Origin of the sequence: Nocardioides sp. Root151, from assembly GCF_001427925.1 — a bacterium.
GTDB lineage: Bacteria > Actinomycetota > Actinomycetes > Propionibacteriales > Nocardioidaceae > Nocardioides.
Genome location: NZ_LMGG01000007.1, coordinates 750,850 through 764,006 on the forward strand (window position 1 = coordinate 750,850; position 13,157 = coordinate 764,006).

At 70.2% G+C, this 13,157-nt stretch carries 14 protein-coding genes; 3 read left to right on the forward strand and 11 right to left on the reverse strand.

The window, feature by feature from the left end; translation table 11 throughout:
• Window positions 1–3: 3 nt before the first annotated feature.
• The 3 genes from ASD66_RS21050 to deoC are packed head-to-tail and all read right to left on the reverse strand — an operon-like array spanning window position 4 to window position 3,339.
• Window positions 4–873 (reverse strand): aldehyde dehydrogenase family protein, encoded by an 870-nt coding sequence (locus ASD66_RS21050; protein WP_056892123.1) that lies wholly within the window; start codon window positions 871–873, stop codon window positions 4–6.
• A complete protein-coding gene (locus tag ASD66_RS21055) occupies window positions 873–2,351 on the reverse strand; it encodes an aldehyde dehydrogenase family protein (RefSeq protein WP_056892124.1) in 1,479 nt (492 codons plus the stop codon). The genes ASD66_RS21050 and ASD66_RS21055 overlap by 1 nt, the downstream gene beginning before the upstream one ends.
• Window positions 2,352–2,358: 7 nt before the next feature.
• Window positions 2,359–3,339, reverse strand: coding sequence for a deoxyribose-phosphate aldolase (gene deoC, locus ASD66_RS21060; protein ID WP_056678743.1), 981 nt, complete (start codon window positions 3,337–3,339; stop codon window positions 2,359–2,361).
• A gap of 53 nt (window positions 3,340–3,392) precedes the next feature.
• On the opposite strand from deoC, the gene ASD66_RS21065 reads away from it, so the two are divergent.
• Complete coding sequence (locus ASD66_RS21065) at window positions 3,393–3,941, forward strand: hypothetical protein (RefSeq protein WP_056892125.1); 549 nt, start codon at window positions 3,393–3,395, stop codon at window positions 3,939–3,941.
• Window positions 3,942–4,016: 75 nt separating this feature from the next.
• On the opposite strand, the gene ASD66_RS21070 is transcribed toward ASD66_RS21065, so the two are convergent.
• From ASD66_RS21070 to ASD66_RS21080, 3 genes are read right to left on the reverse strand one after another with little or no spacing between them, the layout of a single operon-like run.
• On the reverse strand, window positions 4,017–5,705 hold the full coding sequence (locus ASD66_RS21070; protein WP_056892126.1) for a phospho-sugar mutase: 1,689 nt from the start codon (window positions 5,703–5,705) through the stop codon (window positions 4,017–4,019).
• A 39-nt stretch (window positions 5,706–5,744) separates the two neighbouring features.
• Window positions 5,745–6,548 carry an alpha/beta fold hydrolase gene (locus tag ASD66_RS21075; RefSeq protein WP_056892127.1) on the reverse strand — a complete coding sequence of 268 codons (804 nt, stop codon included), beginning with the start codon at window positions 6,546–6,548 and terminating at the stop codon, window positions 5,745–5,747.
• A 6-nt stretch (window positions 6,549–6,554) separates the two neighbouring features.
• The gene (locus ASD66_RS21080) at window positions 6,555–7,367 is read right to left on the reverse strand and encodes a crotonase/enoyl-CoA hydratase family protein (protein WP_056892128.1); all 813 of its coding nucleotides are present in this window, start codon (window positions 7,365–7,367) and stop codon (window positions 6,555–6,557) included.
• Between the two features lie 367 nt (window positions 7,368–7,734).
• Here ASD66_RS21080 and ASD66_RS21085 point away from each other — a divergent pair, with 367 nt between their 5' ends.
• Window positions 7,735–9,030: an RNA-guided endonuclease InsQ/TnpB family protein gene (locus ASD66_RS21085; protein WP_056892129.1), complete on the forward strand. Its 1,296-nt coding sequence runs from the start codon at window positions 7,735–7,737 to the stop codon at window positions 9,028–9,030.
• 43 nt (window positions 9,031–9,073) lie between these two features.
• A complete protein-coding gene (locus ASD66_RS21090; protein WP_235530188.1) occupies window positions 9,074–9,535 on the forward strand; it encodes an SRPBCC family protein in 462 nt (153 codons plus the stop codon).
• On the opposite strand, the gene ASD66_RS21095 is transcribed toward ASD66_RS21090, so the two are convergent.
• From ASD66_RS21095 to ASD66_RS21115, 5 genes are read right to left on the reverse strand one after another with little or no spacing between them, the layout of a single operon-like run.
• Complete coding sequence (locus ASD66_RS21095; RefSeq protein WP_056892130.1) at window positions 9,519–10,301, reverse strand: alpha/beta hydrolase; 783 nt, start codon at window positions 10,299–10,301, stop codon at window positions 9,519–9,521. The genes ASD66_RS21090 and ASD66_RS21095 overlap by 17 nt on opposite strands.
• A gap of 24 nt (window positions 10,302–10,325) precedes the next feature.
• On the reverse strand, window positions 10,326–10,796 hold the full coding sequence (locus ASD66_RS21100; protein ID WP_156388833.1) for a VOC family protein: 471 nt from the start codon (window positions 10,794–10,796) through the stop codon (window positions 10,326–10,328).
• The gene (locus tag ASD66_RS21105) at window positions 10,796–11,302 is read right to left on the reverse strand and encodes a mycothiol transferase (RefSeq protein ID WP_056892131.1); all 507 of its coding nucleotides are present in this window, start codon (window positions 11,300–11,302) and stop codon (window positions 10,796–10,798) included. Before ASD66_RS21105 ends, ASD66_RS21100 begins: the two co-directional genes overlap by 1 nt.
• A gap of 15 nt (window positions 11,303–11,317) precedes the next feature.
• Window positions 11,318–12,319, reverse strand: coding sequence for an aldo/keto reductase (locus ASD66_RS21110; protein ID WP_056892132.1), 1,002 nt, complete (start codon window positions 12,317–12,319; stop codon window positions 11,318–11,320).
• A gap of 31 nt (window positions 12,320–12,350) precedes the next feature.
• On the reverse strand, window positions 12,351–13,148 hold the full coding sequence (locus ASD66_RS21115) for an NAD-dependent epimerase/dehydratase family protein (protein WP_056892133.1): 798 nt from the start codon (window positions 13,146–13,148) through the stop codon (window positions 12,351–12,353).
• Between the last annotated feature and the right edge of the window lie 9 nt (window positions 13,149–13,157).

Below are 13,157 nucleotides of genomic sequence, written 5' to 3' on the forward strand. Positions count from 1 at the left end.
GCCTCAGATGCCGACGGGGTGCCAGACGGTCTTGGTCTCGAGGACCCCGGTCATCCGGTCGATGCCGGGATCGAGTGACCAGTCGGGCTCGGCCGACGGCGCTCGGCGTACCCGCTTGAGGTTCTCGGCCGAGGCCTCCTCGAGGGACTTCGCCAGGTCGGCGTCGCCGGCCACACCGGTGAGGTCGATCGCGTTGACGTCCATGTGCGAGGCCAGCCACGGACCCGTGGTGGACGCGGAGCCGGTGAGCACGTTGATCACCCCGCCCGGCACGTCGGAGGTGGCCAGCACCTCGGCGAACGTGACCGCCGGCAACGGCCGCTCGTAGGACGAGGTCACCACGACGGTGTTGCCGACCACGATGGCCGGGGCCACGACGCTGACCAGGCCCAGCAGGCTGGACTCCTGCGGAGCGAAGACGGCCACGACGCCGGTCGGCTCGGGGGTCGAGAGGTTGAAGAACGGTCCCGCGACCGGATTCGCTCCGCCGACGACCTGGGTGATCTTGTCGGCCCACCCGGCGTACCAGACCAGTCGGTCGATGGCGTCGTCGACAACCTTGTTGGCCTGTGCGGCGGTGCGCCCCTCGGACCTCTGGACGGCGTCGACGAACTGCGGGCGACGGTCTTCCATCACCTCGGCGATGCGGTAGACGATCTGGGCCCGGTTGTACGCCGTACGCGCGGCCCAGCCCGGGAACGCCTTGCGGGCGGCCTGGACCGCGTCGCGGGCGTCCTTGCGGGAGGCCAGGGATGCGTTGGCCATGAACTTCCCCTTCGCGTCGTTCACGACGTACGAGTAGCCGGACTCCGAGCGCGGGAACGCGCCGCCGATGTAGAGCTTGTAGGTCTTGCGGACGTCGATGCGAGCCATCAGTTGACCTCTGCCTTCAGGTAACCCTCGAGGCCGTGCCGGCCGCCTTCGCGGCCGTAGCCGGACTCCTTGTAGCCACCGAAGGGGCTGGTCGGGTCGAACTTGTTGAACGTGTTGGCCCACACCACGCCGGCGCGCAGCTGGTTGGCCATCCAGAGGATGCGGGAACCCTTGTCGGTCCACACGCCGGCGGAGAGGCCGTACGGCGTGTTGTTGGCCTTCTCGACCGCCTCGGCCGGGGTGCGGAAGGTCAGCACCGAAAGCACCGGGCCGAAGATCTCCTCGCGGGCGATGCGGTGGGCCTGGGTGACACCGGTGAACAGTGTCGGTGGGAACCAGAAGCCGGTGCTCGGCAGGTCGCACGGCGGCGACCAGCGGCCGGCGCCTTCCTCCTCGCCGATCGCGGACAGCTCCTTGATGCGGGCCAGCTGCTCGGCGGAGTTGATCGCACCGACGTCGGTGTTCTTGTCGAGCGGGTCGCCCACGCGCAGCGTCGCCATACGCCTCTTGAGCCGTTCGAGCACTTCGTCGGCGATGCTCTCCTGCACGAGGAGCCGGCTGCCCGCGCAGCAGACGTGGCCCTGGTTGAAGAAGATGCCGTTGACGATTCCCTCGACGGCCTGGTCGATCGGCGCGTCGTCGAAGACGATGTTGGCCGCCTTGCCGCCGAGCTCGAGGGTGACCTTCTTGTTCGTGCCGGCCACGGCCTTGGCGATCGCGCGGCCGACGTCGGTCGAGCCGGTGAACGCGACCTTGTCGACGTCGTCGTGACCGACCAGGAAGCGGCCGGTGTCACCGGCGCCGGTGACGATGTTGACCACGCCGGGCGGGAGGTCGGCCTGCTGGCAGATCTCGGCGAACAGCAGCGCGGTCAGGGGCGTCGTCTCGGCCGGCTTGAGCACGACCGTGTTGCCGGCGGCCAGCGCGGGCGCGATCTTCCAGGCCAGCATCAGCAGCGGGAAGTTCCACGGGATGACCTGCGCGGCGACACCCAGCGACCGGGTGCCGTAGCCGGAGTACTCCAGCTTGTCGGCCCAGCCCGCGTAGTAGAAGAAGTGCGCCGCGGCGACGGGTACGTCGACGTCGCGGGACTCCTTGATCGGCTTGCCGTTGTCGATCGACTCGAGCACCGCGATCTCACGACCGCGCTCCTGCATGATGCGCGCGATGCGGTAGAGGTACTTCGCGCGCTCCTTGCCGGGCATCCGGCCCCAGACCCGGGTGTGCGCGCGACGGGCCGCCTTCACCGCGGTGTCGATGTCGGCCTCGTCGGCCTCGGCGATCTCGGCGAGCACCTCCTCGGTGGCCGGGCTGATCGTCTTGAAGCTGGTGCCACCGCCGTCGACGAACTCGCCGTTGATGAACAGGCCGTACGACGGCTTGATGTCGACGATCGCACGCGACTCGGGGGCCGGGGCGTAGTCGAAGACGGGGCTCGACTGTGTCGAGGGGGCCTTGGTGGCCTTCTTGGTTGCCATGTCTGCCTCAGTCCAGCGTGAAGTAGTCGGGGCCGGAGTAGCGACCGGTGGTCATCTTGGTGCGCTGCATCAGCAGGTCGTTGAGCAGCGTGGAGGCGCCGAAGCGGAACCAGTCCGGGTCGAGCCAGTCGGGGCCGGCCACCTCGTTGACCATCACGAGGTACTTGATCGCGTCCTTGCTGGTGCGGATGCCGCCCGCGGGCTTCACACCGATCATCTGGCCGGTGGCCTCGCGGAAGTCGCGCACTGCCTCGAGCATGATCATCGTGACGGGGAGCGTGGCCGCCGGCTGCACCTTGCCGGTGGAGGTCTTGATGAAGTGACCGCCGGCCATCATCGCCAGCCACGACGCGCGTCGTACGTTGTCGTAGGTCTGCAGCTCGCCGGTCTCGAAGATGACCTTGAGGTGGGCCGGTCCGCAGGCTTCCTTGACCGCCACGATCTCGTCGTACACCTCGAGGTAGCGGCCGGAGAGGAACGCACCACGGTCGATGACCATGTCGATCTCGTCGGCGCCTGCCTCGACCGCGTCGCGGGTGTCGGCCAGCTTGATGTCGAGGGCGGCGCGACCGCTCGGGAACGCGGTGGCGACCGCTGCCACGTTGACGCCGCTGGTGCCGAGCGTCTCCTTGGCGACCGCGACCATGTCTGGATAGACGCACACCGCGGCGGTCTGCGGGCAGGTCGGGTCGGCCGGGTCGGGTCGCATGGCCTTGTTGGCCAGGGCCCGCACCTTGCCGTGGGTGTCCTGGCCCTCGAGGGTGGTCAGGTCGACCATCCTGATGGCGAGGTCGATCGCGTAGTCCTTGGCAGTGGTCTTGATCGACCGGGTGCCGAGGGAGGCCGCGCGCGCTTCGGCGCCAACCTGGTCGACTCCGGGCAGGCCGTGCAGGAACCGTCGCAGCGCACTCTCCGACGACGTGACGTCGGAGAAGCTGTTCCCGGCTGCACTCGACGCTGAGGCAGTGGTGGTGGGAGTGGTCGTCACCCGCCCAGCATAGGGTTGAACGGGTAGCGGAGAGCAATCACTTGGAGAGATCGATGGACGAAGAGTCCGTGCGCAAGTTCGGGCCCACCAACGGCCGCATCCTCGGGTGGCTCGCGATGGTCGTGGGTGTGGTGGCCATCGTGCTGATCTTCGTCGGTGGGGCCGGTTTCGGAGACGCCACCTCGATCGTCCTCGTCGCTCTCGTGATGTCCCTCGTGTGGGCGATCATGCTGCGGCCGGCGGTGCACCAGCGCGGTGACGACCTGGTGCTGCGTCAGTCGTTCACCGACGTGGTGATCCCGTTCGTGCGGGTCAAGTACGTCACCGTCCGCATGTTCATGGTGGTGGCCACCGCCGAGAGGGCCTACCACACCTCGGCGATCGGGCGTTCGCGTCGGGCGTTGATGAAGCATGACCGCGCCGGGTCCGATCCGGTCGGCGACCACGTCGACCTGATCGAGCAGCAGCTCAACCAGCTCTGTGAGGACGCCCGGGCGAAGAAGCTGCCCGAGCACCCGATCCGCCGTACGCCGGCCCGGCTCGAGATCGGCGTGGTCGTCGGCCTCGCCGTCCTCGCCGCCGTACTTCTGGTCCTCACCTGACCCGCCACCAACAACCCACGGTTCGCGCATCAAGAACTGCAGGCTCGCGCATCAAGAATGCACGGCTCGCGCAGGTCAGATGCCGGCGGCGGCCTTGATGTCGTTGCGCAGGGCGTCGAGGCGGCCGGCCGCCGAGATGCGTGCCGCGTCGACCGCCTCGCGAGCCGAGGCGGCCTCCACGTCCGGGCCGGTCTCCACAGGTACGACGACCTCGAGGTAGCACTTGATCTTGGGCTCGGTCCCGCTCGGCCGCACGATCACCCGGGCCCCGTCGGCGAGCAGGTAGCGCAGGCCGTCGGTGGGTGGCAGGTCCGCCGACCCGAGGCTGAGGTCGTCGCAGCGTTCGACGGCCAGCCCCCCGAGCGAGGTCGGCGGGGTGGCACGCAGCCGCTCCATGGCGGCGCCGATCTCGGCCAGGTCGGAGACCCGCGCCGAGAGCTGGTCGGTGGCGTGCAGGCCGTGGCGGACCGCGATGTCGTCGAGCAGGTCGAGCAGCGTGCGGCCCGACGCCTTCGCCTCGGCGGCGATGTCGGCCAGCAGCAGGAGCGCCGAGACGCCGTCCTTGTCCTTCACGTGCGCGGGGTCGACGCAGTAGCCGAGGGCCTCCTCGTAGCCGAAGGCGAGCCCCTCGAGCCGGCCGATCCACTTGAAGCCGGTCAGCGTCTCGACGTACTCCTGGCCGGCCGCGGCGGCCAGCTTGCCGAGCAGCGACGACGACACGATGGACGCCGCGTAGACGCCCTGCTTGCCGGAGCGGAGCAGGTGGTCGCCGAGCAGTGCGCCCACCTCGTCGCCGCGCAGCATCCGCCAGCCGTGCGGGCCGGACACGGCGGCGGCACACCGGTCGGCGTCGGGGTCGTTGGCGACCACGAGGTCGGCGTCGACCTCGTGGGCCAGGGCCATCGCGAGGTCCATCGCGCCGGGCTCCTCGGGGTTCGGGAACGCGACCGTGGAGAACTCGGGGTCGGGGTCCTGCTGCTCGCTGACCACGGAGGGCGCCGCGAACCCGGCAGCCTCCAGCACCCGCAGCACCGAGCTGTTGCCGACGCCGTGCAGCGGCGTGTAGACCAGCCTGAGGTCGGCCCGGTCGTGGTCGGTCGCGTCGTCGACCACGCGGCCGACCTGGGCGAGGTAGTCGGTCTGGATCGTCCCGTCGAGCTGCTCACCCGGCGTTCCACGAGGGACGTCGCCCAGCGCGCCGACGGCGGCGATCTGCGCGGCGATCTCGACGTCGGCCGGCGGCACGATCTGGCTGCCGTCACCGAGGTAGACCTTGTAGCCGTTGTCCTGCGGCGGGTTGTGGCTGGCGGTGACCATCACGCCAGCCACGCAGCCGAGCTCGCGGATCGCGTAGGCGAGCAGGGGAGTGGGCAGCTGGCCGGGCAGCAGCAACGCGCGCAGCCCCGCACCGGTCATCACCTCGGCGGTGTCGCGGGCGAAGACGTCGGAGTTGTGGCGGGCGTCGTACCCGATCACGACCGCGTCGTCGGGCCCGGCGCCGTTCGCATTGAGGTACGCCGCCAACCCGGCCGCGGCACGGATCACCACGACCCGGTTCATCCGGTTGGGGCCGGCGCCGAGTGCGCCGCGCAGGCCGGCGGTGCCGAACTCGAGGGTGCCGGAGAACCGGTCGGCGAGGTCGGCGGAGGCGGCGGCGTCGCCCGACGAGGCAGCCGCGATCACCTGCTCCAGCTCGGCCCGGGTCGCGTCGTCAGGATCCTCGGCGGCCCATGCCCGGGCCTGCTCCAGCAGCTGTTCGCTCATGGGGGCGACATTAGGGCATTCGTCCCAGTGGTCAGCGCGTCAGCCGACGAGGAACTCCTCGAGCGCGGCCAGCCAGGCCGTCGGCTGCTCGAGGTGCACGTCGTGGCCGGCGTGGGGCACGGTGACCAGTCGGGTCTCGGGGCGGGCCATCAGCATGCGGTCGAACTGGTCGCCCGGGATCATGCCGTTCTCGCCTCGGACCAGCAGCGTGGGTGCGGTGACCGCGGCCCACTCCTCGATGTACTCACGTTCCGCGACCGGGGCCAGTGCCGCGGTGAGCGTGTCGGCGTCCCACTGGGGCCAGAGGCCGTCGTCGCGCTCCTCCAGGCCCTCGGCCCAGGCCCGGCCGACGACCGGGTTGCCGCCGAAGAACTGCACGAAGTCGTCGCTGTCGATGAAGGGCGCCGGCCAACCGGCCAGCCATTCGTGCACCGCGTCGACGCTCTCGGGGCCCTCACCACCGAGCCCACCCTCGAGCATCACGAGCCGGCCGACCAGCCCCGGGTGCCGGGCGGCGACCAGCATCGCGGTGTGCGCGCCCAGCGAGTGGCCGATGAGGAACACGTCGTCCGTCTCGAGCTCCTCGATGACGGCCACCACGTCGGCGACGTACGCCTCGCGGGACACGTCGTCGGGGCGACGGGTGCTGCCGCCGTGGCCGCGCTGCTCGATCGAGACCACCCGGAACCTGCTCGCCAGCGCCTCGATCGTGCCCGCCCACTCGAGGGCGTGCCCGGCCAGGCCGTGCAGCAGGATCACGACCGGCAGCTCGGACGCGGTGTCGTGGAACCAGACGAGGGCATCGGGTCGTTCGACGAATGCCCAGCCGCCCTCGTGCGACATGGCAGGTCAGCGGCGTCCGCGGGGGCCGAAGACCGGCGCCACCTTCTTGAACGCGGCTTCGCGCGCCTTGGCGGTGTTGGCGGTCGCCAGCAGGAAGGCCTGCTCGATCCGCTCGCGGGCGAACGTACGCCGGGCGCTGTCGGTCGAAGCACGGTTGAAGAGGCGCTTGGCGGCGGCCAGTGCGTCGGGCGACCGGGTGGCGAGCTCGCGCGCGAAGTCCTCGGCGGCGGCGACCGGGTCGGCGGCCAGGTCAGTGACCAGGCCGAGGTCGTGGGCCTCCTTGCCCGAGAGCATCTGGGCGGCCATGGTCAGCTTCTTGGCGGTGTCGACACCGACCACCTCGGAGAGCGAGCGGACGCCGGACATGTCGGGGATCAGTCCCCACCTGCCCTCGAGGACCGACCACTGCGAGTCGGGGGCGGCGATCCGGAAGTCGGCGGCCAGGGCGATCTGGATGCCGCCGCCGTAGCAGTGGCCGTGCACCGCGGCGATCACCGGCACCGGCAGCCGGCGCCAGGCCCAGCAGGCCTCCTGGAACTTGTTGGTGCCCAGGAACGGGTTCGGCACGAACGCACGCAGCACGCCGGTCGGCTTCTTCAGCACCGACGCGAAGTCGAGGCCGGCACAGAAGGAGTCGCCGTTGCCGGAGACGATCACGGCGCGCAGGGTGCGGTCGCGGCGCAGCTCGCGGGCGGTCCCGATCAGCTCGTCGAGCGTCTGCAGGGTGAGTGCGTTGAGCTTGTCGGGGCGGTTGAGCTTGACGTGCGCGACTCCGCCGGAGACGGAGCAGGTGACGAGGCCGGTCGTGGAGTCAGACATGCTCTCAGGCTAATGGCAATCACCGAGAGTTCGTCATGTGGAGGGCAGCGTGGGCAACGCACTGGGCGACGGACAGTCGCACCGTTCAAGCGGCGCACGAGTTCGCTGGTTGTTAACGCGGGCGGATCGGGCGAGCAGGTGCACGTGGTCAGGTTCGCCGGTGGACCCGACCAACTTCGCTCCGAGGACGTCGCAGACCCCCGGAGGGTGTCCTCGCAGTGGTACAGCATGGCGTTGTTGACGACACCTACGGTAGAGGGTCTGCGAAGACCGGGTGGGGCTTAGCAGCGATACCGGGTGTCGGAACGTCGGCAGTCCGCCTGTGTCTTCACCAAGGCTGTCGGTCCTCTCGCATAGCGTTGGTGTCGTGAGTATTCGGCAGCGGCTCTACCCCGACACCGGGCAGGCGTCGGGGTTGGTGGAGCACTGTCATCACGCCCGGTTTGTGTTCAACATCGGTCTTGAGCAACGCTCCATGTGGTCCCGGGATCGGCACAACCGGGGCACCCACCCCGAACTGGGACCACTGGACGCGGTTCGGGTCACCACCACCACGCAGATGCGTGAACTTGCTCAACTCCGTGCTGAGTTGGACTGGCTGCGGGTAGGGTCCTCCAGTGTCCAACAGGCCGCGCTGCGGGACCTCGACCGAGCGTTCGCCAACTTCTTCGCAGGCAGGGCTGCGTACCCCCGGTTCAAGCGTCGCGCCGACCGCGAGGGCTCGTTCGTCGTCCGCGACCTCACCGTGCGCCGTCTGAACCGGAAGTGGGGGGTTGTCACGGTCCCCAAGGTCGGGCTCGTCCGGTTCAAGGTCAGTCGCCTGTGGGCCGAGATCGAGGCCGCGACATCCGCGAGGATCACCCACCGCAACGGGCGCTGGCACATCTCCTTCACCACCCCACCCGCCGACAAGATCGCCGCCGGGACGGGTTGTGTGGTCGGCATAGACCGGGGTGTGAAGAACACCCTCGCCACCAGCGAAGGAAAGATGGCCCAGGCTCCGGCTCTCACCGAGGGCGAGCAGGCACGGTTCCTCGCTTTGGAGCAGCGGCTGGCACGGCAGACGACGGCCGCGAAGAAGACCGGGCGAAAGTTGAGGGAATGCCGGAGCCGGAATGGGACCCTGGACCAACTCGCGGTGCTGCGCCGCCGTCTGCAGGACAGGCGCATGAACTGGGTGGAGAAGACCACCACCGAACTTGCATCCACGTACGACCTGATCGCGGTGGAAGACCTGCGGGTGTCGAATATGGTCCGCCGCGCGAAACCGAAACCAGACCCCGATGAGCCGGGTGTGTTCCTACCCAACGGTGCCCGCGCGAAGGCTGCGCTCAACATGGCGATCCTTGCCTCCTGCTGGGGGAAGCTCCTTACCCGGGTCGAACAGAAGATGCCCGAAGGCCACGTGGTGCGCGTGGATCCGAAGAACACCAGTCGTACGTGCGCCGCCTGCGGGCACTGCGCACCCGGGAACCGCGAGAGCCAAGCGGTATTCGAGTGCGAAGCCTGCGGACATCAAGCGCACGCCGATACCAACGCCGCCATCAACATCTTGGCGCGCGCACTCGCATCACAACCCGGGGACACCGGGGGCTCGCCTGCACCAGCACGACCGCAGGAACCAGACCAGGGAGCGATCCCAGCGACCCAGGACGCGGCATGAATCGTCCTGGAATCCCCGGATATCAGCCCGGGGAGGATGTCAAGTGATCCCCGACCCACCCGCCGCCGGCAGGAGCTTCCGGTTCGACGGCGACTGGGTCGTGCCGCGCCCACGCGCCGAGCTGCACCGGCTGCTCGAGGACCTCGAGCACTACCCCGACTGGTGGCCCGAGGTGCGGGCGGTGGCCAGCCTCGGGCCCGACGACGCACTGGTCGTGGTGCGTTCCAGGCTGCCCTACGACCTCGAGCTGCACCTGCACGCGGTGCACCGTCGGGCCGACCTGCTCGAGACCTCCATCGACGGCGACCTGGTCGGGTGGGTGCGCTGGCGCCTCGACGACGCGGATGACGGGGCCACCCGCCTCTCGTTCGAGCAGGAGGTCGTGGTGTCGGGACGCCTGCTCGGCCTGGCGGCGTACGTCGTGCGCCCGCTGCTGGTCTGGAACCACGAGCGGATGATGGCTTCCGCCGTACGACGCGTGGCGGGGTCTACGACGGCGCCCTGATCCAGTCGATCACTGCGCGGCCGGCCCTGGTGGGGGAGCCGTCGAGGTTGAGCAGGGTGTCGTAGCCGTGCCCGTCGGGCGACTCGATGAAGCGCTTCTGCTCGGCCGGCGACAGCTGCACGGCCCGGCGCAGCTCGGCCGGATGGATCGCGGTGTCGCCCATCGAGGCGATCACCAGGAACGGCACGGTGATGCTGCGCGCGGCCTCGGTCACCGAGGGCACGTCGATCCACTCGAACGGGCCGGAGACGTCGACCAGGGCGTCGGCCCCGGCCCGCTGGCCGGCACCGGCCACCATGGCGCCGCCCATCGAGGCGCCGACCAGGGTGACCCGGGTGGCGCCGTCCTTGCGGGCCCGGTCGACGGCGAGTCCGAGCTGCTGCGGCACGTCGGCCTTGAACCGGTCGGTGCACTCGGAGGATCCGTAGCCGCACACGTCGACGAGGATCACGCGCACGCCGCGCTTCGCCGCCTGTTCGGCGTACGGCAACCAGCCGCACAGGCCCTGGCCGTTGGTCTGGTGCACGAACACCGCGGCCGTCGTGCCGGTGCCGAGGGTGGCCGCCGAGACCGTGGAACCGTCGCGGGCCTCGAGGGTGAGCTCCTCGAGGCCGGTCACGTCGGAGTTGCACCGGCCCGCGACGCCGGTGGGCGTCGGCGGCAGCGCCGCGGTCGACGGGTCGGCACCGTCGTCGGACTCGTCGCCACCGCAGCCGGTCAGGAGCAGCAGGAGCGCAGCCAGCAGGGCCGGGACGGTCAGGCGCATGCCCGACAGGCTAACCCGCCGGACTCACGCCACGCAGAACTCGTTGCCCTCCGGATCGCCCAGCGTCACGGCGTAGAAGCCCTCGAGGGTCTCGCCCTCGGGGAAGTCGGCCGGATTGCGGCGCAGCACGGTGGCGCCCGCAGCCACCACCTCGGCGACCTTGGCATCCACGAGTCGCACGCGTTCCTCCATCGGGAGCGACCGGTCGCGGCCGGTGGGGAAGAGGTCGAGGTGCAGCCGGTTCTTCCCGGACTTGTGCTCGGGCACGATCTGGAACCAGATCGTCGGTCCTTCGCCGTTCGGGTCGAAGATCCGGTCGCTGCCGTCCCCGTCGGTGTCCAGCTCGTGCTCGGGCACACCGAGCGAGCGGTAGTAGTCGTTCCAGGTGTCGAACCCGGGCGGCGGTGGCTGCACCTCGTAGCCCAGCAGGGGAGCCCAGAACCTCACCAGCCGCGCCGGGTCGTTGGCGTCGATGGTCAGCTGCCAGGCCACCATCAGGGTGTCTTCACCAGTCCGCGGACGAACGCCGCCTGCCCGATGTGCTGGGCGTCGTCGTCGAGCACGCTGACCAGACGGACGCCGAGCGTCACCGGTGGGTCCCACCGGGTGTCGACGACACGGTCGAGGTCGTCGTCGCCGAGCCCCTCGAGGTACGCCGTGGTCTGCGCGTGCACGGCCGAGAGGTACGACGACAGCAGGTCGGCGTCGGCACGCACCGACGCGACCTGCTCCGAGGTGTGGCCGTAGCCGGTGTCCTCGGCCGGGAAGGGCAGGGCGAAGCGGGTCACGAAGTCCTGGGCGGTCCACACCTGCTCGAGTCCGGCGACGTCGGCGACGTGGTCGTCCTGCACGCGGGTGAGGTGCCAGAGCAGCCACGCGATCGAGTTCGCGTCGGGACCGACGCGGTGCGCGAGCTGCTCCTCGGTGAGTCCGTCGACGACGGCTAGGCCGCCGTCACGGGAGCGGGTGAAGGCATCGATCAGCAGGGCTGCGGTGTTCATGGTCTCCTCATCGGTTCATCGGTTGACGCTGCTCATGTCGACGTACCGGTCACCGGCCACGGCGTCGCGCGGCACGGCCTCGGACAGTGCGGCGAGGTCGTCGTCGGTCAGCGTGATGGCCGCGGCGCCGACGTTCTCCTCGAGGTAGGGGATCCGCTTGGTGCCGGGGATCGGGACCACGTCCTCGCCCTGCGCCAGCACCCACGCGAGGGCGAGCTGGCCCGGGGTCACCTCGAGCCGGGTGGCAATCTCGACGACCCGCTCGACCAGGGCCAGGTTGCTCTGCAGTGCCTCTCCCTCGAAGCGTGGGAAGCGCCCCTCCTTGCGGGAGTCGCCGGCCTCGAGGCTGGCAGCAGTGATCGCACCGGTCAGAATGCCGCGGCCAAGAGGAGAGTAGGGGACCAGCCCGATGCCGAGCTCGCGCAGCGTCGGCAGGATCTCGTCCTCGACGTCGCGGGTGAAGAGGGAGTACTCGCTCTGCAGGGCGGTGATCGGGTGCACCGCGTGGGCGCGACGGATGGTGTCGGCCGCGGCCTCGGAGAGCCCGAGGTGGCGCACCTTGCCGGCCGCGACGAGCTCGGCCATCGCACCGACGGTCTCCTCGATCGGGACGGTCGGGTCGACCCGGTGCTGGTAGTAGAGGTCGATGTGGTCGACGCCCAGGCGGTGCAGCGACGCGTGGCAGGCCTCGACCACGTATTCGGGGGTGCCGTTGATGCGCACCCACGAGCCGTCGGGGTTGCGCTGGTTGCCGAACTTCGTGGCGAGCTGTACGTCGTCACGCCGGTCGCGGATCGCCTGACCGACGAGGTGCTCGTTGACGAACGGGCCGTACATGTCGGCCGTGTCGAGGAAGGTGACGCCGAGGTCGAGCGCGCGATGGATCGTGGCGATGCCCTGCGACTGGTCGGTGCGGCCGTAGAACTCCGACATTCCCATGCAGCCGAGGCCGAGGGTGGAGACGGTCAGCGGGTCACTCGTGCCGAGGGTCCGCGTGGCAAGTTCTGGAAGGGTCATGGCCCCAGTCAACTACTCGGACCCAAGACCGTCACCTGCGGTCGAGCGCCGGCCGGTAGAACTGCTCGAGGGCGAACGGGCCCCCGACGTGGGCGGCCTCGGCGTCGTCCTCCGGTCGGCTCGGGATGCGTGCCGCCCAGCGCTCGGCGTCGTCCTGCGGCTCGTAGCCCAGGGCCCGGCCGGGCGCGAGGTCCCACCAGGCGCGGGTGTTGGCCGAGATGCCGTAGAGCACCGCGAACCCGGGTGCCGTGGCGGTCAGCGCCGCCTCGATCATGCGCACCCCGTCGTCGTGCGAGAGCCAGGTGGAGAGGTGCCGCGTGGTCGACGGCTCCGGCAGGAACGAACCGATGCGGCAGGCCACGGCGTCGAGGTCGTAGCGGTCGGCGTACAACGCGAGCAGGGCCTCGGCGGCCACCTTGCCGACGCCGTAGAACGTGTCGGGCCGGGGCAGCGCGTCGTCGGAGACCAGGTCGCGTCGCGGGGTGCGGCCCACGGCATGGTTGGAGGAGGCGTAGACCATGCGCCGGACCTGGTGGGCGACCATCGCGTCGAGCAGCGCCGCAGTCGTGACCACGTGGGAGGTCAGCGAGTCGGGCAGGCTGGCCTCGTCGGGGTGCCCGGCCAGGTGTACGACGCCCTCGACGGGCTGGGCCGCGAAGGCGTCGAGCACGGCGTCGGCATCGGCGCAGTCGGCGGTGTGCCAGACGCCCTCGAAGCCGTCAGGGGCAGGCATCCGGTCGAGGCCGATCACCTCGTGGCCGCGGTCGAGGAGCCCCAGGGTGACGACCTGCCCGATGCTGCCGGCGGCGCCGGTGACGAGGACGCGCATCAGATGCGG

Bases quoted from the DNA above. Each gene is read 5' to 3' on its own strand.
- ASD66_RS21110 (WP_056892132.1), bottom strand. From the start codon at position 12,319: ATGACCCTTCCAGAACTTGCCACGCGGACCCTCGGCACGAGTGACCCG.
- ASD66_RS21105 (WP_056892131.1), bottom strand. From the start codon at position 11,302: ATGAACACCGCAGCCCTGCTGATCGATGCCTTCACCCGCTCCCGTGAC.
- ASD66_RS21075 (WP_056892127.1), bottom strand. From the start codon at position 6,548: ATGTCGCACGAGGGCGGCTGGGCATTCGTCGAACGACCCGATGCCCTC.
- ASD66_RS21080 (WP_056892128.1), bottom strand. From the start codon at position 7,367: ATGTCTGACTCCACGACCGGCCTCGTCACCTGCTCCGTCTCCGGCGGA.
- ASD66_RS21065 (WP_056892125.1), top strand. From the start codon at position 3,393: ATGGACGAAGAGTCCGTGCGCAAGTTCGGGCCCACCAACGGCCGCATC.
- ASD66_RS21055 (WP_056892124.1), bottom strand. From the start codon at position 2,351: ATGGCAACCAAGAAGGCCACCAAGGCCCCCTCGACACAGTCGAGCCCC.
- ASD66_RS21095 (WP_056892130.1), bottom strand. From the start codon at position 10,301: ATGCGCCTGACCGTCCCGGCCCTGCTGGCTGCGCTCCTGCTGCTCCTG.
- ASD66_RS21050 (WP_056892123.1), bottom strand. From the start codon at position 873: ATGGCTCGCATCGACGTCCGCAAGACCTACAAGCTCTACATCGGCGGC.
- ASD66_RS21100 (WP_156388833.1), bottom strand. From the start codon at position 10,796: ATGGTGGCCTGGCAGCTGACCATCGACGCCAACGACCCGGCGCGGCTG.
- ASD66_RS21070 (WP_056892126.1), bottom strand. From the start codon at position 5,705: ATGAGCGAACAGCTGCTGGAGCAGGCCCGGGCATGGGCCGCCGAGGAT.
- ASD66_RS21115 (WP_056892133.1), bottom strand. From the start codon at position 13,148: ATGCGCGTCCTCGTCACCGGCGCCGCCGGCAGCATCGGGCAGGTCGTC.